Source organism: Synechococcus sp. CBW1107, assembly GCF_015841355.1.
GTDB lineage: Bacteria > Cyanobacteriota > Cyanobacteriia > PCC-6307 > Cyanobiaceae > Regnicoccus_A.
Map to the genome: position 1 here is coordinate 2,169,967 of NZ_CP064908.1, position 20,014 is coordinate 2,189,980.

19 protein-coding genes and 1 tRNA gene are annotated in these 20,014 nt (G+C 69.9%); 9 read left to right on the forward strand and 11 right to left on the reverse strand.

Annotated elements, in window-relative coordinates:
* Positions 1-16: 16 nt before the first annotated feature.
* The 4 genes from I1E95_RS11300 (at position 17) to proC (ending at position 3,664) form a co-directional block, all read left to right on the forward strand.
* On the forward strand, positions 17-1,273 hold the full coding sequence (locus I1E95_RS11300; RefSeq protein ID WP_197161565.1) for an IS256 family transposase: 1,257 nt from the start codon (positions 17-19) through the stop codon (positions 1,271-1,273).
* A gap of 216 nt (positions 1,274-1,489) precedes the next feature.
* Positions 1,490-2,161 (forward strand): YggS family pyridoxal phosphate-dependent enzyme, encoded by a 672-nt coding sequence (locus tag I1E95_RS11305; RefSeq protein WP_197162322.1) that lies wholly within the window; start codon positions 1,490-1,492, stop codon positions 2,159-2,161.
* A 94-nt stretch (positions 2,162-2,255) separates the two neighbouring features.
* Entirely contained in the window at positions 2,256-2,852 is a 597-nt protein-coding gene (locus I1E95_RS11310; protein ID WP_197162324.1) for a cell division protein SepF, read from the forward strand.
* Between the two features lie 35 nt (positions 2,853-2,887).
* Positions 2,888-3,664, forward strand: a complete 777-nt coding sequence (gene proC / locus I1E95_RS11315) for a pyrroline-5-carboxylate reductase (RefSeq protein ID WP_231594988.1) — start codon at positions 2,888-2,890, stop codon at positions 3,662-3,664.
* Here the strand turns inward: proC and plsY are convergent.
* The 5 genes from plsY to I1E95_RS11340 form a co-directional block, all read right to left on the reverse strand.
* A complete protein-coding gene (gene plsY, locus I1E95_RS11320) occupies positions 3,661-4,320 on the reverse strand; it encodes a glycerol-3-phosphate 1-O-acyltransferase PlsY (protein ID WP_197162325.1) in 660 nt (219 codons plus the stop codon). The two genes, proC and plsY, sit on opposite strands and share 4 nt — an antisense overlap.
* Positions 4,317-5,282: a DUF3086 domain-containing protein gene (locus I1E95_RS11325; protein ID WP_197162327.1), complete on the reverse strand. Its 966-nt coding sequence runs from the start codon at positions 5,280-5,282 to the stop codon at positions 4,317-4,319. Before I1E95_RS11325 ends, plsY begins: the two co-directional genes overlap by 4 nt.
* Positions 5,279-5,734: a DUF3119 family protein gene (locus I1E95_RS11330; protein ID WP_197162329.1), complete on the reverse strand. Its 456-nt coding sequence runs from the start codon at positions 5,732-5,734 to the stop codon at positions 5,279-5,281. Before I1E95_RS11330 ends, I1E95_RS11325 begins: the two co-directional genes overlap by 4 nt.
* Positions 5,735-5,803: 69 nt before the next feature.
* A complete protein-coding gene (locus tag I1E95_RS11335; protein ID WP_197162330.1) occupies positions 5,804-6,553 on the reverse strand; it encodes an ABC transporter permease in 750 nt (249 codons plus the stop codon).
* Positions 6,550-7,959 (reverse strand): MFS transporter, encoded by a 1,410-nt coding sequence (locus tag I1E95_RS11340; protein WP_197162332.1) that lies wholly within the window; start codon positions 7,957-7,959, stop codon positions 6,550-6,552. Before I1E95_RS11340 ends, I1E95_RS11335 begins: the two co-directional genes overlap by 4 nt.
* A 100-nt stretch (positions 7,960-8,059) precedes the next feature.
* On the opposite strand from I1E95_RS11340, the gene I1E95_RS11345 reads away from it, so the two are divergent.
* Positions 8,060-8,130: transfer RNA gene (locus I1E95_RS11345), tRNA-Gly, on the forward strand.
* Positions 8,131-8,137: 7 nt separating this feature from the next.
* On the opposite strand, the gene I1E95_RS11350 is transcribed toward I1E95_RS11345, so the two are convergent.
* A complete protein-coding gene (locus I1E95_RS11350) occupies positions 8,138-10,213 on the reverse strand; it encodes a glycogen-debranching protein (protein ID WP_197162334.1) in 2,076 nt (691 codons plus the stop codon).
* A 65-nt stretch (positions 10,214-10,278) separates the two neighbouring features.
* Between I1E95_RS11350 and I1E95_RS11355 the strand changes: the two genes are divergently transcribed.
* The 4 genes from I1E95_RS11355 (at position 10,279) to I1E95_RS11370 (ending at position 12,824) form a co-directional block, all read left to right on the forward strand.
* Complete coding sequence (locus I1E95_RS11355; protein WP_197162336.1) at positions 10,279-10,950, forward strand: MBL fold metallo-hydrolase; 672 nt, start codon at positions 10,279-10,281, stop codon at positions 10,948-10,950.
* 203 nt (positions 10,951-11,153) lie between these two features.
* Positions 11,154-11,429 carry an HU family DNA-binding protein gene (locus I1E95_RS11360; protein ID WP_006170026.1) on the forward strand — a complete coding sequence of 92 codons (276 nt, stop codon included), beginning with the start codon at positions 11,154-11,156 and terminating at the stop codon, positions 11,427-11,429.
* 108 nt (positions 11,430-11,537) lie between these two features.
* The gene (locus I1E95_RS11365; protein WP_231594587.1) at positions 11,538-12,452 is read left to right on the forward strand and encodes a glutamate--tRNA ligase family protein; all 915 of its coding nucleotides are present in this window, start codon (positions 11,538-11,540) and stop codon (positions 12,450-12,452) included.
* Positions 12,453-12,476: 24 nt separating this feature from the next.
* Positions 12,477-12,824 (forward strand): hypothetical protein, encoded by a 348-nt coding sequence (locus I1E95_RS11370; protein ID WP_197162338.1) that lies wholly within the window; start codon positions 12,477-12,479, stop codon positions 12,822-12,824.
* Between the two features lie 156 nt (positions 12,825-12,980).
* On the opposite strand, the gene hypE is transcribed toward I1E95_RS11370, so the two are convergent.
* The 5 genes from hypE to I1E95_RS11395 are packed head-to-tail and all read right to left on the reverse strand — an operon-like array spanning position 12,981 to position 20,010.
* The gene (gene hypE, locus I1E95_RS11375; protein ID WP_197162340.1) at positions 12,981-14,012 is read right to left on the reverse strand and encodes a hydrogenase expression/formation protein HypE; all 1,032 of its coding nucleotides are present in this window, start codon (positions 14,010-14,012) and stop codon (positions 12,981-12,983) included.
* A 3-nt stretch (positions 14,013-14,015) separates the two neighbouring features.
* On the reverse strand, positions 14,016-15,131 hold the full coding sequence (gene hypD, locus I1E95_RS11380) for a hydrogenase formation protein HypD (protein ID WP_197162341.1): 1,116 nt from the start codon (positions 15,129-15,131) through the stop codon (positions 14,016-14,018).
* Positions 15,128-16,150 carry a dihydroorotate dehydrogenase-like protein gene (locus I1E95_RS11385; RefSeq protein ID WP_197162343.1) on the reverse strand — a complete coding sequence of 341 codons (1,023 nt, stop codon included), beginning with the start codon at positions 16,148-16,150 and terminating at the stop codon, positions 15,128-15,130. Before I1E95_RS11385 ends, hypD begins: the two co-directional genes overlap by 4 nt.
* A complete protein-coding gene (gene nifJ / locus I1E95_RS11390) occupies positions 16,147-19,770 on the reverse strand; it encodes a pyruvate:ferredoxin (flavodoxin) oxidoreductase (RefSeq protein ID WP_197162345.1) in 3,624 nt (1,207 codons plus the stop codon). The genes I1E95_RS11385 and nifJ overlap by 4 nt, the downstream gene beginning before the upstream one ends.
* A 30-nt stretch (positions 19,771-19,800) precedes the next feature.
* Complete coding sequence (locus I1E95_RS11395) at positions 19,801-20,010, reverse strand: HypC/HybG/HupF family hydrogenase formation chaperone (protein ID WP_197167437.1); 210 nt, start codon at positions 20,008-20,010, stop codon at positions 19,801-19,803.
* Positions 20,011-20,014: the final 4 nt, after the last annotated feature.

Sequence of the window (20,014 nt, forward strand, 5' to 3'; positions counted from 1 at the left end):
AAACCGAACACAGACCATGACCCTCACCCATAGTGGCGCCTCCGAGCTGAGCCAGCTCATGGAGGGCACCACCGCTGGCGCCCTGATCCCAGAGATCGTGCGCCGGGGTTTCCAGGACCTGCTGGAAGCCGAGGTTTCTGCCCTCACGGGCGCTCAACTCCATGAGCGCTGCCCCGATCAGCGCTCCACCCATCGCAACGGCTACCGGGAGCGGCTGCTCACCACCCAGGTGGGCGACCTCAGCCTGGCCATTCCCAGGTTGCGGCAGGGCAGCTTCTTTCCCAGCTGGCTGGAGCCACGCCGCCGGGTGGACAAGGCGCTCTACGCCGTGGTGATGGAGGCCTACACCGGCGGGATCTCCACCCGCAAGGTCGACGCCCTGGTGGAGGCGCTGGGCGGGGCCAGCGGCATCTCCAAATCGGAGGTGAGCCGCATCTGCCAGGGGCTCGATGAGCAGGTGAAAGCCTTTCTGGGCCGGCCGCTTGACCATGCCCGCTTTCCCTACGTCTACCTCGACGCCACCTACCTCCACGGCCGCCTGGGCCGAAATATGCAGGTGGTGTCGCGGGCGGTGGTGGTGGCGATCGGCATCAATGCCCTCGGCTACCGCGAAGTTCTCGGCATTGCCGTGGGCGACAGCGAGGCGGAGGGCTTCTGGCGTCAGTTCCTGGGCTCACTCAAGGAGCGTGGCCTCGACGGCACCCGCCTGGTGATCTCGGATGCCCACCTGGGCCTGACGGCAGCGATCAAGCGGATGTTCCAGGGCAGTAGCTGGCAGAGGTGCCGGGTGCACTTCCTGCGCAACCTGCTGAGCCATGTGCCCAAGGCCGGCCAGGACATGGTGGCCGCTGCCATGAAAGCGGTGTTCGTGATCCAGGCTCCAGATCAGGTGCGCGCCCACTGGCAGCGGGTCACCGAGATGCTGCGCAAGCAGTTCCCCGGCGCCGTGCCCGTGATGGAAGCCGCCCGGGACGACGTGCTGGCCTTCCTGCACTTCCCCCAGGAGCACTGGCGCAAGGTCTGGAGCACCAACCCGCTCGAGCGCCTCAACAAGGAGATCAAACGCCGCACCAACGTGGTCGGCATCTTCCCCAATGATCCAGCGATCGTGCGCCTGGTGGGCAGCCAGCTGCTGGAGCAGCAGGAGGAATGGCAGCTGGAGCGTCGCCGCTTCTTCTCTGAGGCCACCATGGCCAAGATCCCAGAGCCAGAAGAGCCCTTGGAGCTCACCGATGCAGATCCGAACGCCCAGCCGGCTGCAACCATCAGCTGAAGCGCACCAGCTTCTACCTCGATCTACACAGAACACATCGATCGCTGAGTTGCCAATTCAGCGATCAGGGTTCATAATGGATCAATGGAGCTGCGCAATCAGCTTCCAAGCAGTCATCCCCTGACTGCTCCTGTTCACCCTCCGGAGAGGGTCACAGGACCTCCTGAGTTACACCACTCGGAGGGGCGCTACCCGATCTTCCCCTGAGCTGACGGGATGACCACCGCCACGCCGGCTGCTACGCCCGCTGACGCCCTCGCCCAGCGGCTGAAGGCTCTGCAGCGGCAGTTGCCGCCCCAGACCCACCTTCTGGCGGTCAGCAAGGGGCAGCCGGCCGGCCGCCTGCGCGAGGCGGTGGCTCTGGGGCTGTGCAGCTTTGGTGAGAGTCGCCTGCAGGAGGCCCAGGCCAAGCAGGCGGAGCTGGCCGATCTCGAACCTCTCGACTGGCATTTCATCGGCCGGCTGCAGGCCAACAAGGCCCGTGGGGTGCTGCGCCATTTCGGCACGATCCATTCCGTCGACAGTCTTCCCCTGGCGGAGCGGCTGCAGCGGATTGCCGCCGAGGAGCAGCTCAGTCCCCGCGTGTTCTTTCAGGTGAAACTCCGGCCCGATCCCGGCAAGACTGGCTTCGAGCCGCTGGAGCTGGAGCAGTGCTGGCCCCGGTTGCGGGCGCTGGAGCCCCTGGTGCCGGTGGGTCTGATGACGATCGCCCCCCTGGGGCTCGAGGCGGATCAGCGCTTCGGCCTGTTCCGGGACTGCGCTGCGCTGGCGGCGACCCTGGGCCTCGAGGACCTCTCGATGGGCATGAGCAACGACTGGCCGGAGGCGGTGCGGGCGGGAAGCACCTGGGTGCGGATCGGCTCGGCCCTGTTCGGCCCGAGGACCTGAACTCTGTTTCGGAAATCGGTATCGAGGTTGTGTCCAGTTGCAACCAAAGGCGTGGGACGCTAAGTAAGTACATCTCCATCCGAAGGTGCCCACGGTGTCGTTGTTCTCCCGCCTGCGTGCCGTCGTTTCCGGAGACGACTACCTCGATGGTGACTACGACGATGAACTGGACTACGACCCCGGTGATTCTCCCGCCACCTCGGCGTCCCCTGGCCGCCCCGCCCTCTCCAGTGGCAGTGCCCTCGCCCTGACCAGCGACTTCAGCAGCGACGACCCCTTCGGCTCCGTCAGCTCCTCCAGCAACGTCATCGGCATGCCGGGGCTCTCCTCCACGGCGGCGGAGGTCACGCTGATGGAGCCCAGAAGCTTCGATGAGATGCCCCGGGCGATCCAGGCCCTGCGTGACCGCAAGACCGTGATCCTCAACCTCACGATGATGGAGCCCGACCAGGCCCAGCGTGCGGTCGACTTCGTGGCTGGCGGCACCTTCGCCATCGATGGCCACCAGGAGCGGGTGGGCGAGAGCATCTTCCTGTTCGCTCCCAGCTGCGTCACGGTCACCACCGCCACTGGCGAGGAGCCGTCCTCACCCACGATCGTGCCCAGCCGCGATCCCGCCGCCGAGAGTGACCCGGCCGCCCCCAGTCCGGCGTGGGGCCGCCAGGATCCCACCTCCGGGTTCAGCATCTGAAGCCCTCCCGTCTTGGTGTGATCGGCCTCGGCCGCATGGCCCGGGCGCTGTTGACGCCGTTGCTGGATCAAGGGGTGATCGCCCGCGATCAGGTGCGGGCCGTCGTCGCCAGCGAAGACTCGGCCCGGCGCCTCCGGGACGAGCTCGGAGTGGCCGTGGCTCGTGATCCGGACGAAGCCTGGGCGGCCCCCGTCGTGCTGCTGGCGGTGAAGCCCCAGCTGCTCACGGCGGTTGCCGCGGCCGCGCCGTCGCCCCCCCGTGACAGCGACGGGGCTCCCCTGCTCATTTCGGTGCTGGCCGGAGTGACCCTGGAGCGGCTCGAGCGGTCCTTCCCCGGCTGGAATTGCGTGCGTGCCGTGCCCAACACCCCCTGCCTCGTGGGCGCCGGGATCACCGGTCTGGCCTGGGGGAAGGACCTGCCGGCCGGCCCGCGCCAGTGGGTGCTCGATCTCTTCGGCCGCGTCGGGGTGGTCAAGGAGCTGCCCGAGAGCCAGCTCGATGGCCTGCTCGCCCTGGCCTCCTCGGGTCCTGCCCTGGCGGCGGTGCTGCTGGAGGCGCTCGCCGATGGTGGCGTGGCCTCGGGACTGCCCCGGCCCCTGGCCCTGGAGCTGGCTCTGGCGATGATGGAGGGCTCGGTGAAACTGCTGCGGGAGCAGAACCTTCATCCGGCCCAGCTCAAGGACATGGTGGCCAGCCCGGCGGGCACCACGATCGCGGCCCTGCGTCAGCTGGAGCAGGCGGGGGTGCGCAGTGCTCTGATCGAGGCGGTGCTGGCGGCGGCGGAGCGCAGCCGGGCTCTCAACGCCGGTTAGGGCCCTCCCGGCGGAGTCTTCTGTCCCAGCCTCGGTTCCTCCCCCACCATCAGCCTCCGCAGGTTGCTGCGGTGCCGCCAGACCACCAGGGCGGTGGTGAGCAGAGCCAGGGCCAGGTAGGCCGGCCGCACGCCGGTGCCCGCTCCGGCGAAAGCGGCCAGCATCAGCAGAGGCAGGCTCAGCGCCGCCACGACACTGGAGAGCGAGACGATCCGGCTGAGGGCGAGGCAGGCCAGAAAGGTTCCGAAGCAGGCCAGGCCCACGGCCGGCACCAGGCCGAGCAGCATGCCCAGCCCCGTGGCCACGGCTTTGCCCCCCTTCCAGCCCAGCCACACGGGCCAGCTGTGGCCTGCCAGGGCGGCCAGACCGGCCGCCACCACCCACCAGTCTGTGCTGGGGGTGAAGCCGCCGCCAGGCTGCAGCAGGGCCTTGGCCAGGAGCACCGTGGCGGTGCCCTTGAGCAGATCCACCAGGAACACCACCAGAGCTGGCCCCTTGCCCAGCTGCCTCAGGACGTTGGTGGCCCCGGTGGAGCCGGAGCCTAGCTGGCGCAGGTCGATGCCGGCCAGCCAGCGGCCGGCCAGCCAGCCCGTGGGCAGCGAGCCCAGCAGGTATCCCGCCGCCAGCACCAGCAGGGGCAAGAGGGGTTGGCTCATGGCAGGTCCTGCTCCAGGGCCAGCTCGCTGGCGGTGGCGGCAAAGGCCAGCCAGAGGGGGAACTGAAGCACCGGGATGTCCACCACCTGCTCGGCGGCATCGATGACGATGAAGGGCAGCTCGCCACGCTCCTCGAGCCGGTCGGCCCGCTCGATCAGGGCATCGGGCCGCTCGAACAGGACGATGCCGCTGTTGGGGCCGAAGTCTTCCCGGGCCAGGCCCAGACAATCCTGCAGGCCACGGCGCCATTCACCGAGGCGCTCGGGCTCTCCCGCCAGCACCAGGGTCTGGAAGCGGTCGCCGTAGAGATCCCCCAGGATCGCCACGGCCCCGGCGGTGATCAGGGCATTGCGATTGCGGCTGCCGGTGCTGGGCTGGGCACCCCGCCCGCCCTGGTTGAGGAACCAGTCGTCGAGCAGGGCGGCGGCGGCCGGCTCCAGGCTGCGGCGCAGCTTCCAGGGATCGGCATAGAAATCGGGCTGGCCCTGGAAGCGGGTCAGGCGTTCGCGGATCAGCTCGGCGTCCTGGCTGAACTGGCCAGCCGCCGGAGGAGGGACCGGCTGAACCGCCGCCGCCATGGATGCAGGAGCTTCAGGGGCCGGATCCAGGGGTGAGGGCTGCACCTGCAGGGGTTGCACCACCAGATCCATCTGCTCCGCCTGGCTGGCCAGGTCCTGCAGGGCGACCACCAGGTAGTCCTGGAACCCCTTGAGTCTGCGGGCGATGCCATCGGCGCGACCGCTGGGGCTGCCGTCGAGATCGGTGTCCAGTTGCCGCCGCCGCTGCTCCAGGGCCTCGATCTCGCTCAGCAGGGCCGCTCGGCGCTCCCGCAGGTCGAGCAGGGCCAGCTCCATCAGCTCGTTGCGGGCCCCCGGCTCGGGCTGCAGCGGCGCCGGCTGCAGCGGCTCGGGCTGGGGCAGCGGCTCGGAGTCGGACTCTGGGGGGGAGGTGATGTCGCTCATGGCAGGCCGCTCAGGTGGAGTTCCAGCTGCTGGCGAAGGGCGGTGGCATCAAAGAGCACCGGCAGCAGGTGGGGACTGCTGGCTTCACGGAAATAGAACAGCACCGGCAGCGGTCCCCAGAACACTCTCCAGCCGATCCATGCGCTGTAGGGGAAGCGGCGCAGCAGGCTGGAGCGGCTCCACACCAGCAGGGCATCGCTGCTGAACTGCAGCCGCAGCAGCAAGGTCTGCACCAGGAGGAACAGCCCGAGCAGCCCCACCACCCCGGCGGCGATCGGGGCCCAGCTCCAGGTGGGCTGAAGGGGCAGCAGCGCCAGGGCCAGGCTGATCACCCCCAGGGGCACCCACGGGCGGGGAGCCAGGATCACCCCGGCCGCCGGATCGGGACCGCTCGGGACTGGGGGCTCGCTGCCCACTGGCGCGTCAGTGGCAGGACTCGGAGGAGTGGTCATCGCTCCATGCTGCAGCGCCTGCCCCCCCGTTGACCAGTGGTCGCCCCGCGGGGGGGCAGGCCCGGCGGCTCAGCCACCGAAGAGCACCTGGGTGAGGACGACATCCATCAGGCTGACCGTCACCAGGATCATCACCACGGCGCCGGTGGTGCTGGTGCCCACCTCCTTGGGGCCACCGCGGGTGGTGAGACCCCAGCCACAGGCGATCACCGCGATCTGAAGTCCGAACACCAGGGCCTTCACCAGCATCGAAGGCAGATCGGAGGGCTCCATCCAGGTGCGGACGGAGTTCCAGAACACAGTGGGGGGAATGGAATAGAGGAAGGTGCTGCTCACCTGGCCCGACCAGATCCCCACCACGAAGAACAGCAGGCACTGCACCGGCGCCATCACCACCATCGCCAGCACGCGGGGCACCACCAGGTATTCCACCGGATCGGTGCGCAGCATCGTGATCGCGTCGATCTGCTCCGTCACCTTCATGGTGCCCAGCTGGGCGGCGTAGGCCGTGGCCACTTTCCCGGTGAGCAGGGTGGCAGTGAGCAGTGGGGCGATCTCCCGGGCCAGTCCCAGGGCGAGGATGCCGCCCACGGAGAAGCCCGCCCCCTGGCGGGTCAGCTCCGCCGCCACCTGAATGTTGAACACGGTGCCGGCGGCCAGGGCCGTGATGATGACGATCAGGAAGCTGCCGGGTCCGGCTTCCAGCATCTGCTCGAACAGGTCGTTGAGGTTGATGCGGCCCTTGGCCAGGGCGGAGATCGACTGTCCGCCGATCAGGACACTGCTGCCCAGCCGCTGGATGTAGCGGGGAATGGTCATGAGTGCAGGGCCGGGCGGCGCCGCCGTTCCGGCCAGCGGCGCATCACCACCAGACCCACGGCGATCAGCACCACCGGGATGATGCCCATGCACAGCCGGATCGTGAGCAGGGCCGAATCGGGCTGAAGCAGCCCTTTGGCGGCCTGGTAGCCGCTGAAGCTGAGAACGTTGCCGAGGACGAACACCGCCACGCCGATGCCCAGCTTCTGCGTGATCACCATCCAGGCGGTGTAGAGGCCGGCGGGTCTGTCGGGATCGGCATCGATGGCATCAGGCAGCAGGGCCCAGGGGATCAGGTACGCGGTGGCGGCGCCCAGGCCCACCAGGATGATCGTGGCCACCAGCAGGGAGAGATTGAGCAGGTTGCCGGCCGATCCGGTGGGGGAGATCTCCGGGTTCAGGGGTACCAGCACCATGGCCGCCATGCAGCCCACCACCCAGAGACCCACGCCCCAGCGCAGGGCATGCACCCGACCGTGCCAGTAGGCCACCCAGCTCCAGAGCTGCAGGCCCGCCAGGGCGCTCACCTGGAAGGGAATCAGGATCCAGGTGCTCCAGCTCTCGGGGATGCGCATCACCACCGTCAGGAAGATCAGCGACACCGGTTGCATCAGTTGCAGGGCGCACCAGAGCAGCAGGTAGAGCGCCAGCACCCGCAGGAAACGGCCGTTGCCGCTGATCCGTCTCAGCTGCCTGCTGATCGGTTCGGGGTGGCCGCTGGGGCGCTGGCAGTGGCGGGCGAAGGGGGCCAGCCCCCAGGCGCAGATCAGGCTGGTGACGGTGATCAGCATCCCGGAGATCAGGCCCATGCGCAGGTAACCCTCGGCGCCGCCTCTCACCAGCAGGGCCCCCAGCACCAGGCCGCTCAGGCCGGCGATGATCGAACCGGTGAAGCGCAGGGCGTTGAGCCGGGTGCGCAGGGGCGTGTCGGTGGTGAGCTCGCTGGCGAGGGCCGAGTAGGGCAGGTTGACGCAGGTGTAGAGCCCCATCGCCACCAGCTGGATCAGCACGAAGACGACGAACTTCTGCCAGTCGCTGCCGGGGGGCACCCACCACATCGCCGCCATGCTCAGCCCGAGGGGAACGGCGCTGAAGGCGATCCAGGGAATGCGCGGTCCCCAGCGGCTCTTGGTGTGGTCGCTGAGGAAGCCGACGATCGGGTCGTTGATGCCGTCCCAGACCTTGATCACCATCAGCACCAGCCCCGCCATCCAGGCCGGCAGACCCGCCACCCCGGTGTAGAAGACGAACAGGTAGAACCCGAGCAGGGTGGCCGCCATGCCGGTGCCCGCGTCGCCGAGGCTGTAGCACCAGAGCATGCGTCGGCGGTCTGCGCCCCTGAGGTTGGAGGCATCGCTGACCGGTGTGGGCGCCTGGGGGCTCAGCGTGGTCTCGGTGGAGGTCAAGAAGGGCTGTCCCAGGCGCAGGTCATAATGCTGCAGGCAAGCGTTCGTGGCGGTCGTCGCGACCGGGATGGGCGTTCGCCGACGGTACGCTTGTACTGGCGCGGGCGTAGTTTAGTGGTAAAACCTCAGCCTTCCAAGCTGATGATGCGGGTTCGATTCCCGCCGCCCGCTTGCTTCTTCAGGGCCACGACTCCGTCATCAGGTGGGGGGCCAGCAGCAGCATCAGGCTGCGGCCCTTGAGTGGCGCCTCTGAGGAGCTCCAGGCCACGGGGCTCTCGGCCAGTCCATCACCATCGATCCGGCCGGTGTCGATCACCTGCAGCCAGCCGGCGCTGGCCGCCGGCAGCTTGAAGGCCATCGGCTGGTAGTAGGCATTCATGCCGCACCACAGCAGCGCCCCGTGGCGCATGTCATGCAGGCTCCAGGCCAGGCTGTGGGACCAGCTGCCCCAGTCGGGCTGGAGCAGTTCCACCCCGTGCCACTCGCGCCAGATCTGGTCCCGCTCCCCGGGCCTGGAGGGGGGGCTGTCGGCGTGGGGAACCTCCGGGTTGAGCAGGCTTTCGAGCCGGCGGCGCAGGCGCACCAGCCGGCTCACGAAGCGATGGAGGCTCTGATCGTCCTCGTCGGGGCGCCAGTGCATCCAGCCCAGGGGATTGTTCTGGCACCAGGTGTTGTTGTTGCCCCCCTGGCTGCGGCGCACTTCATCGCCCATCAGCAGCATCGGCACCCCGGGTGCCAGCAGCATGGTGGTGAGCAGGTTGCGGATCTGGCGGTTGCGCAGCTCGTTGATCTGCGGATCGCTGCAGGGCCCCTCCACGCCGTGGTTCCAGCTGTTGTTGTGGTTGTCGCCGTCGCGGTTGTCCTCGCCGTTGGCCAGGTTGTGCTTGCGGTCGTAGCTGACCAGATCGGCGAGGGTGAAGCCGTCGTGGGCGGTGATGAAGGTGATGCTGCGGCCCGCCGTGGCCGGCTTGCCGCCGTAGAGATCGGGACTGCCCGACAGCCTCTGGGCCATGGGCCAGCAGCAGTTGTCGTCCCCTTTCCAGAAGCGGCGCACGTCGTCGCGGAAGCGGCCGTTCCAGGTGCCCATGCGCCGCGCCGGGAAGTCCTGGAGCCGGTAGAGGCCCCCGCAATCCCAGGGTTCGCTCACCAGCTTGAGGTCGCTCAGCTCGGGGTCGGCCTCGATCTCCTCGAACAGCGGCGGTTGGTCGAGCGGGGTCAGCTCCTCCCCGCGGCTGAGGGCGATGCCGAGATCGAAGCGGAAGCCGTCGATGCCCAGCTCCAGGGCCCAGCAGCGCATCGACTCCAGCAGCAGCCGCCGGGCCAGGGGGCGGTTGGCGGCGATGGTGTTGCCGCAGCCGGTGACATCCAGGTAGTCACCCCGGCTGTTCTGGTGGTAGTAAAGGCGGTCCGCGAGTCCGCGCCAGCTCAGGGTCGGTCCGTCCTGGTTGCCTTCGCTGGTGTGGTTGTAGACCACGTCGAGCAGCACCTCCATCCCGGCCTGGTGGCAGGCGGTGACCAGCTGACGCACCTGCTGGCGTCCCGCCAGCGGGTCGTCGCCCACCAGGTAGCCCTGGTGGGGGGCCATCCAGCTCAGGGGGCTGTAACCCCAGTAGTTCTGGCGCCCGTGGGGCGCGTCCTGGGGATCGAAGGCCATCACCGGCAGCAACTCCAGGGTGGTGACGCCCAGGCTGCGCAGGTAGGGCAGGGAGTCGATCACGCCCAGCAGGCTGCCCTGGTGCTCAGGAGTCACGGGGCTGCCGTGGCCCCGGCTGAGCCCGCCCACGTGCAGCTCGTAGATCACCGTGGTCTGCCAGCTGTGGCGCGGCCTCGGCGCGGCCACGAAATCGAAGCGATCCCGTTCCGTGACCACCCCCTTCAGGCAGGTGGCGGTGTTGGGGACGGCGCCGATGGCGTCACCGCGGCGGTAGACGTCCCAGCCGCTGATCGCCCTGGCGCAGGGGTCGAGCAGCACCTTCGACGGGTTGAAACCGTGGGCCCCGGGCAGCAGAGGCCCGTAGACGCGGTAGCCGTAGCAGGTGCCGGTGCCGATCCCCTCCACTTCCACGTGCCAGTGGTCGCCGGAGCGATGGCGCTGATCCAGCGGAATGATCCGGAAGGGCTCAGGCGAGCTGCCACGGGCGAACAGCAGCAGCTCCACGCGTGTGGCGGATGGGGCCACCAGGGAGAAATTCACCCCCCGGGCGGTGAGCGCTGCCCCGAGGGGCCAGGGATGTCCGAGCTGGATTGAGGACAAGGACTCGGGTCACCTGACGATTCAAACTAGTGCTGTGCAGGGGCGATGGTCCTCGGGAGGCGGCCGTGCCGGAGGAGGACAGTGGCGAGAGGACCCTGGAGGCGGGGCGGCCGCCCACGCCCGTGCTCCCCGGCCTGTGGGTGTTCGCTCCCAACCGCGACAGCCTGGGGGGGACGTCCTGGCTGCTGGCTCCTCCGGGCCAGGCGCCGCTGCTGATCGACGTGCCGGCCTTCACCGCCGCCAACCTCGCCGCCCTGAGCGGGGCCGCGGCCGGCATGATCCTGCTCACCAGCCGCGAGGGTCATGGCCGCTGCCGGCGCTGGCAGGAGGCGCTGGGCTGGCCGGTGCTGCTCCAGGAGCAGGAGGCCTATCTGCTGCCCGGAGTGGCGGGCCTCTGCCCCTTCGGTGATGGGCTCGACCTTGGCGGGGGTGTGCGGGTGCTCTGGACGCCGGGGACCACCCCGGGGGCCTGCGTGGTGCATGCGGCCGGGGATCCCGATGTGCTGTTCTGCGGCCGCCTGCTGGTGCCGACCGCGCCAGGGAAGGCCCGTCCGCTGCGCACGGCCCGCACCTTTCACTGGGGCCGGCAGGGGCGCAGCCTCGAAGCCCTGGTCCGCTGGCTGCCGCCCGGTTCTCCCCGCTGGATCGCCAGCGGAGCGGGCCTGGGGGCCCTGCAGGGGGAGAAGCTGATCGACGGCGGCCGCACTCTGCTGGATGGTCTGCTGGACCGGCCCTGAGGCAGCGCGGGCTGGTCCATGGGGGCCGGAATGGCTGTTTTCGGGGATGATTCGGCCCCAAACCGTTGTTCAGCCGGGGTTTTTGGTTGCCCGGACAGCGCTTCCCCCATACGATTGGCGCGCTGTACCGTTCCGGCGCCGGCGAAGAGGGTGTTTTTCCGCTCCGCCCAGCTCACGCATTCTCCTGAAGGTTTTCGCCTCCGATGAACAAAGCTGATCTCGTCAACCTCGTTGCGGTCCGCACCGAATTGACCAAGACCGAAGTGTCCAAGGTCGTCGACGCCGCCATTGAGACGATCGTCGATTCCGTCGTGGAAGGAAAGAAGGTTTCGATCCTGGGCTTCGGCTCCTTCGAGGCCCGCGAGCGCTCCGCCCGTCAGGGCCTCAACCCCAAGACCGGTGAAAAGATCAAGATCCCGGCCAAGCGCGTGCCGGCCTTCACGGCCGGCAAGCAGTTCAAGGACAAGGTCCAGAGCTGAGTCCTGGGGCTGCCACTTCCTTCCCGGCTCGAACGGCTGATCGAGGAGGCCGACCACCGTCGTCTTGAGGGACCCACGGGCCGGTTCGCCCCATCCCCGAGCGGCCCCTTGCATCTGGGCAACCTGCGCACCGCCCTGCTGGCCTGGCTGCAGGCCCGCCTGAGCGGAGGTCGCTTTCTGCTGCGCCACGACGACCTCGACCTCCCGCGCCGGCGCCCGGGAGCGATCGAGGCGATCGAGTCCGATCTGAACTGGCTGGGACTCAGCTGGGATGGACCGTCCCTGCGCCAGAGCGATCGGACCGGGCTCTATGCGTCGGTCCTTTCGGCATTCCGCCGTGGCGGGGTCCTGTATCCCTGCCGCTGCAGCCGCCGGATGCTGGCGGATCTCTCCGCCCCCCACGGAGGCTGGCCGCTCTACCCGGGCACGTGCCGGGACCGGGCCGTCGGCTGGGGGCCTCGGCAGGGCCGACTGCCCAGCTGGCGTCTGAGGCTGGAGCCGGGAGACCTGCGCTGGCGGGAGGAGATCGGTCCCACGGGCTGCCTGGAGGCGGCCACGCAGGTGGGCGATGTAGTGCTGCGCCGCGCCGATGGTTTCCTCGCCTATCACCTCACCTCAGCCGTGGACGACCTGCTGATGGGGGTGACCACGGTGGTGCGGGGCGCTGATCTCTGGCGCTCCACCGCGCCGCAGGTGGCGGTGTGCGAGCGGCTGGGACGGCCGTTCGTCAGCTGCTGGCATGTGCCCCTCTGGCTGGATGAGGGTGGACAGCGGCTGGCCAAGCGGCAGGCGGCTCAGGGGCTGGAGCCCCTGAGGCGGGAGGGCCTCGATGCGGCGGCGGTGATCGGCCGGATGGCGGCCAGCCTGGCCCTGGTGCCCGCCGGCAGCCGTCTGAGCGCGGTGGACCTGCTGCAGGAGCTGGATCTTGCGCACCTGCAGGCTCAGCTGCGTCGAGGGGCCGAAGACCTGGGAACTCTTAAGGAAGGTTTCGGGATCAAATGCCCGACTTTGAGATCAGACTGATCAACTACGCACCGGAGCCTTTCCGTGTCCAGCTCCAGTCCGGAACGTCTCGTCAGTCCGGAGCGCTCCTCCCAGAACCATCCAGCTCGTGAAGGAGTGCCATCACGGGTGGTGGTGTCCTTCCCCGCCCCGCTTGAAGCAGGCCACGATCTCGCTGCTCCTGAGTCGTATTCCCACGTTCTCACCCATCCAGCCCGTCCGTCCACGTCGGTGAGCGGCTCAGCACAGATGATTCACCGACGCTGCAGCCACTGCGGGGGCAGCGGCGTTCTGCGCCTCGGCGGCCACAGCTTCCGCACCTGCCTCGACTGCCTCGGCCAGGGCAGCCTTGCTGATCACGTGGCCGCCCCCCACGACATCAGCGCTGCCTGAGCTTTTTCTGACGCCAGACGAAGAAGGCCGCCGTGGCCACCACCACCCCCAGGGGCAAGGCGGTGAGCAGCAGCAGGATCACAGCGGTCCAGTCGGTGTACATGACTGCACAGGGGAACAGACCCCATCATCCCAGCCCCCAGGTGCCCCTGGCCATCAGCAGATGCGGGGCAACAGCTCGCCCCGGCCCAGCTCCAGGGGGCGTCGCACCCCCAGGCTGGTCTCCAGCAGCAACGCCTCCCCCCCGATCCGGCCGATGATCGCGGCTCCGGACTGCCAGCGGCGCAGCAGCTTCAGGGCCTCCTGCGCCTGAGCCTCGGGCAGCATCAGCACGAAGCGCCCCTCGCTGGCCATGGTGAACGGGTCGAGGCCCAGCAGCTCGCAGGCCGAGGCCACGGCCCCATGGACCGGCACCTCCGCCTCGTGCACGAGGGCCCCCAGGCCGGCGTCACGGCAGAGCTCATGCAGAGCGGCCGCCAGCCCCCCGCGGGTGAGGTCGCGCAGGGCATGCAGGTCCAGGCCGGCGGCCAGCAGGGCCTGGACACTGCCGTGGAGCGGGGCCAGGTCACTCGCCAGGCTGGTGCTGAAGCCCAGCTCCTCCCGGGCCGCCAGGATGGCGACACCGTGGCGGCCCAGGTCGCCGCTCACCAGGATCACGTCGCCACTGCGGATGGCCCGGGGGCCGATCGACACGCCGGCCGGAATCCGTCCGATCCCGGCGGTGGTCATGAACAGACCGTCGGCCTTGCCCTTCTCCACCACCTTGGTGTCTCCCGTGACCACCGAGACGCCACAGCGGTCCGCGGCGGCCGCGGCGGAGCGCAGCAACCGGCTCAGGGTGCTCAGGGGCAGCCCTTCCTCCAGGATCAGGCCGAGGCTCAGGGCCAGGGGAGTGGCTCCGAGCATCGCCAGGTCGTTGACGGTGCCGAACACCGCCAGCGAGCCGATGTCACCGCCGGGAAACTCCAGGGGACGCACCACATGGCCGTCGGTGCTGAAGGCCAGCTCTCCCCCTTCCGTCTTCAACGTGGCGGCGTCGAGCAGGACGCCGTCTGTGGTTCCCAGGGCCGGCAGGATCACCTGCTGCAGCAGCCGCTGGCTCAGCAGTCCACCGCCTCCGTGGCCGAGCAGCACCACCGGCCCGTCGTCGGGGCTGATGGGACAGGGGAGATTCAGAGGCGCGGTCATCGATCAGGTCCGCTCGCGGTAGCGCCAGTAGGCCGCGCAGGCGCCTTCCGCCGACACCATCGGCGCCCCCAGCGGACGCTCGGGGCTGCAACCCCGGCCGAAGCGGGGGCAGGCGTCGGGACGGGCCAGCCCCTGCAGCACCAGGCCGCTGATGCAACCCTCCGTGTCGGTGTCGGTGTCGGTGTCGGTGTCGGTGTCCGGCCGGGCCGCCGACGGGAAGCGCCGCGCCGCGTCGAGGGCGTCGTAGGGGGGGCGCAGGCGCAGACCACTGCCGGGCAGCATCCCCAGGCCGCGCCAGTGCTGGTCGCAGCGGGTGAACACCTTCGTGATCAGGGCGCGGGCGGAGGCATTGCCCACTCCGGCTCCGGCCCGCGGGTAGGCGTCCTCCACCCGGGCCTCGCCCCGCTCCAGCTGGCGCACGGCCCGCAGCATGCCCTCGAGGAGATCGAGCGGCTCGAAGCCGGTGATCACGATCGGCCGCCGGTGCTGCGCCGCGATCGGCTCGTACTCCGTCCGGCCCATCACGGCACAGACATGGCCGGCCGCCAGAAAGCCCTGCACCCGGCATTCGGGCGCAGTCAGGATCGCTTCCATCGCCGGCGGCACGCGCACGTGTGACACCAGCAGGCTGAGGTTCTGCGCGCCGCCGCTCCAGGCCTGGTGGGCGAGCAGGGCGGTGGCGGGGGCGGTGGTCTCGAAGCCCACCGCGAAGAAGACCACCTGCCGCCCGGGATGGGACCTCGCCACAGCCAGCACGTCGAGAGGAGCGGTGATCACGCGCACGTCGGCCCCGTTGGCGCGGGCTTCGAGCAGGTGGGACGGGCCCGTTCCCGGCACCCGCAGCATGTCGCCGTAGGTGCAGAGGATCACCTCCGGTCGGGCCGCCAGTGCCAGGGCCCGGTCGATCGTCTCCGCCGCGGTGACGCACACCGGACAGCCGGGCCCATGGATCAGCTCCAGCTGCGGGGGGATCAGCTGATCGAGGCCGTGGCGCAGGATCGCGTGGGTCTGGCCGCCGCAGACCTCCATCAGCGTCCAGCTCCGGCGGGTCTCGGTGTGCAGTGCGTCGAGCAGCCGCTGCACCTCCTGCCGCTGACGGTGCGGGGGACTGCCGCTCATGGATCCCAGGCCAGGCCGACCGGATCGCTGGTGATGGCCCGCAGGTACTGGGCCCGCTCGAAGCTGGCGGGATCGGGGCAGCGCTGCTGGCTCATGCAGCCCAGCAGCTCCCGGGCGGAGCCGTGGCCATGCTCCTCCAGCCAGTGGCTCAGCTCGGTGGTGAGCGTCTGCAGGTGCCTGGGCCCGTGGCGCAGCAGGGCCGACACCACCATCGTGGCGCTGGCTCCCACCATCAGCATCCGCACCACATCGGTGCCGTGGCTGATGCCGCCGCTGGCGGCGAACTCCAGGGGAACCCGACCGTGCAGCAGGGCGATCCAGCGCAGGGGAAGCCGCTGATCCGCCGCCGTGCTGAGCAGCAGGTTCGCGCGGGGCTCGAGGGTCTCGATGTCGATGTCGGGCTGGTAGAAGCGGTTGAAGAGCACCAGGGCGCGGGCGCCGGCGGCCTTCAGCGCATGGGCCAGGTGGTGGAGGTTGGTGTAGTAAGGGCTGAGCTTCACGGCCACGGGCAGGCTGGTGGCGGCGCAGACGCTGCGCACGATCGCCACCTGGGCCGCTTCCAGGGCGTTGGCATCCAGGCTGCGGTCGGTGGGGACGGCATAGAGGTTCAGCTCGATCGCCGCGGCACCGGCCTGCTCCACGGCCCGGGCGATCGCTTCCCAGTGCCCCTCCTCCGTGCCGTTGAGGCTGGCGATGATCGGAATGTCGACCCGCCGTCGGGCGGTTTCGATCTCATGGAGGTACCCCTCGACCCCGAGGTGGCGGGGCTCGAGGTTCGGCTGATAGCTGAGGGCCTCGGCGTAACTCTCGCTGCCCTGATGGTGATGGTGCTCCCAGTCCTGCCAGTCGCGCTCGATCTGCTCCAGGAAGAGGGAGTGGAGCACCACGGCCGCCGCCCCGGCCTCGGCCAGGCGGGGGATGTGGTCGGGATCGCCGCTGAGGGGGGCGGCCGCCCCCACCACGAGGGGAGAGGCCAGGGTCAGGCCGAGGTAGTGGCTGGAGAGGTCGGGACCGTTCATGGCTCCGCCATCCGTTCGTAGCGCTCCCAGCGCTGGCGCGCCTCCTGCTGGGCCTGACGCGTGAGGGTCCGGGCCTGATCCGGATGGCTCCAGGCCAGCATCCGGAAGCGGTTCTCGCTGGCCATCGCCTCCGCCATCGGCAGCGTCGGGGCCCGGGAATCCAGGATCAGGGGGTTCTCGCCCCGCTCGGCGCGGCGGGGGTCGTGGCGGTAGAGCAGCCAGCGCCCGGAGTCCACCGCGCGCTTCTGCTGGGTCATGCCCTGGGCCATGTCGATGCCATGGGCGATGCAGTGGGAGTAGGCCAGGATCAGCGAGGGTCCGGGGAAGGATTCGGCCTCCAGGAAGGCCCTCAGGGTGTGCTCATCGCGGGCGCCCATGGCCACGCTGGCCACGTAGACCTGGCCGTAGGACATCGCCATCAGCCCCAGGTCCTTCTTGGCGCTGGCCTTGCCGCCACTGGCGAACTTGGCCACCGCCCCCAGGGGGGTGGCCTTCGACATCTGGCCGCCGGTGTTGGAGTACACCTCGGTGTCGAGCACCAGGATGTTGACGTCGGCGCCGCTGGCCAGCACGTGGTCGATGCCGGCGGAGCCGATGTCGTAGGCCCAGCCGTCGCCGCCGATCAACCAGACGCTCCGCTTCACCAGATCGTCGGCCAGGGTCAGCAGGGTGCGGGCGGCCTCGGCCTGAGGGCCGTGGTGATCAGGGGTCTCGCCTGTCGCCAGGCGCGGCTCCAGCAGGGAGCGCAGCTCCGCCACCCGCAGCCGCTGCTCGTGGAGCCCCGCTTCGTCGCTCTGATCCGCCTCGATCAGGGCCGCCGCCAGCGCTGCCGGCACCCAGGCCCCGCTCCCGGCGGCGAGCTCGCGCAGCAGCTGCTGCGCCATCGCCCGGCGCTGGTCGAAGGCGACCCGGAAGCCGAGGCCGAATTCGGCGTTGTCCTCGAACAGGGAATTGCTCCAGGCGGGGCCGCGGCCGTCGCCATTGGCGCTCCAGGGGGTGGTGGGCAGGTTGCCGCCGTAGATCGAGGAGCAGCCGGTGGCGTTGGCCACCACCATCCGGTCGCCGAAGAGCTGGGTGGCGAGCTTGATGTAGGGGGTCTCGCCGCAGCCGCCGCAGGCGCCCGAGAATTCGAACAGGGGCTCCTGCAGCTGCTGCTGGCGGATGTGGCGGAGGTCGAGGTCGCGCCGGTCCGGGCTGGGCAGGCTGAGGGTGTAGTCCCAGTGGCGGCGCAGCTGCTCGCGCAGGGGCCGCTGCGGGGCCATGTTGATCGCCTTGCGCCGGGGCTCGGTGCGGTCGCGGGCCGGGCAGACCTCCACGCAGAGGCCGCAGCCGGTGCAGTCTTCGCCGGCCACCTGCAGGGTGAAGCTGAGGCCGCTCCAGTGGGGATCGCGGGCGGGCGTGCTCACGAAGCCCTCCGGGGCGTCCGCCAGGGCCGCCGGCTCGACCACCTTGGCCCGGATCACGGCGTGGGGGCAGACCATCACGCACTTGCCGCACTGCACGCAGAGGTCGGCCTCCCACACCGGCACGGATTCGGCGATGTTGCGCTTCTCCCAGCGGGCCGTACCGCAGGGGAAGGTGCCATCCGGAGGCAGGGCGCTCACGGGAAGACGATCCCCCCGGCGTGCCAGCTGCGGCGCGATCAGCTCACGCACGACGGCCGGCGCCCCCGCGAGTGGGTCTGTGCCGGTGGGCGCTGGAGCCTCGTGGTCCTTGGTGCCCACCGCTCCGATCGGCACCGGTCTCAGGCGGCTCAGCGCCATGTCGACGGCCGCCAGGTTGCTGCGCACCACCCGCTCGCCCTTGCCGCCGTAGCTGTGGCGGATCGTGCCGCGGATCGCCTCGAGCGCCTGCTCCACGGGCATGACCCCGGCCGCCGCGAAGAAGGCCACCTGCATCACGGTGTTGATCCGTCCGCCCAGGCCGAGTTCAGCGGCGATCGCCGTGGCCTCGATCGCCAGCACCGTCAGGTGGCGCTCCACGATGCGCTCCTGCACCGCCCGAGGCAGCCGTGGCCACACCTGCTCCGCCGGCCATGGGCTGTTCAGCAGCAGGGTGGCACCCGGCAGGGCCTCCTCCAGCAGATCGAAGCGCTCGAGGAAATCCCAGTGGTGGCAGGCCACCAGCCGGGCCTGACGGACCAGGTGGGTGGAGCGGATCGGATCCGGCCCGAAGCGCAGATGGGAGACCGTGACCGCCCCCGACTTCTTGGAGTCGTAGACGAAGTAGCCCTGGGCGTGCAGGTCGGTGGCCTCCCCGATGATCTTGATGGTGGCCTTGCTGGCCCCCACCGTGCCGTCGGAGCCGAGGCCGTAGAGGATCGCGGCGAAGGGCGCCCCGGAGCCGCCGCCGGCTGCGTTGCCACCGGCTGCTTTGCCACCACAGCTGCCGCTGTCGTCCTCCACCGGCAGGGAGCGGTGGGTCACGTCGTCGTCGATGCCGACGGTGAAGGGGTTGGGGGTGCTGGGCCGCTCCAGGGCGGCGAACACGGCCCGCACCATCGGCGGGGTGAACTCCTTGGAGGCCAGGCCGTAGCGGCCGCCCAGCAGGCGCGGCAGGGGTGAGCCCGTCCAGCCCTCGCGCACCGCATTGGACACATCGAGGTAGAGGGGCTCGCCGCCGCTGCCCGGCTCCTTGCAGCGGTCGAGCACCGCGATCGCCCGGGTCGTGGCCGGCAGGGCCCGCAGCAGGCGCGTGCCATCGAAGGGCCGGTACAGCCGCACCTTCAGCACCCCCACCCGCTCGCCGGCGGCCAGCAGCGCATCGACGGTTTCATGGGCCGTTTCGCAGCCCGAACCCATCAGCACCAGCACCCGTTCGGCCTCTGGGTGGCCGTGGTACTCGAAGAGCTGATAGGCGCGGCCGCTCAGGGCGGCAAAGGCGTCCATCGCCTCCTGCATCAGGCCGGGAGCGGCCTCATGGAACGGGTTGGCGGCCTCGCGGGCCTGGAAGGCCACATCCGGGTTCTGGCTGGTGCCGCGGATCACCGGGTGATCGGGGGTCAGCCCGCGGCCGCGATGAGCGGCGATCAGCTCCCGGGGGATCAGGGCCCGCAGCAGGTCGTCATCGATCAGCTCCACCGTCTGGAGCTCATGGGAGGTGCGGAAGCCGTCGAAGAAGTGCACCACCGGCAGGCGGCTGCGCAGGCTGGCCAGGCTGGCGATCGCGGCGAAATCGCCGGTTTCCTGCACCGAGGCGGAACAGAGCAGTGCGCAGCCCGTGCCGCGCACGGCCATCACATCGCCGTGGTCGCCGAAGATCGAGAGGGCCTGTCCCGCGATGGCGCGGGACGCCACATGCACCACCGTGGCGGTGAGTTCACCCGCGATCTTGTAGAGGTTGGGCAGCATCAGCAGCAACCCCTGCGACGCGGTGAAGGTGGTGGTGAGCGCACCGGCCTGCAAGGCGCCGTGCAACACACCCGCGGCCCCGCCCTCGCTCTGCATCTCCACCACCCGGGGCACCGTGCCCCAGAGGTTCGGCCGGCCCAAGGCGGCCCAGGCATCGGCCCATTCCCCCATCGGCGAGGCCGGCGTGATCGGGTAGATCGCCATCACCTCGTTCAGCCGGTAGGCGACACGGGCCACCGCTTCGTTGCCATCCACGGTCGCCCGGGTCATGCGCTCAGCTCCGCCATGGCGATCCCCTCCTCACGGTTCGACGATGCTGAGGGCGAAGCCAACGTGCACCAGCAGCCGGTCGCCCACGACCGCCTCGGGCACGCAGGCCAGGCTCACCTCGCGGCGCACACCCGAGAACTCCACCAGGCCCATGCGCCAGAGGGCGGGGTCCTCCCCGGGACGATCCGCTGGTCGTCGATCCTCGATCCGGATCAATTCCCCCGCTATGGCCAGACACATCGGA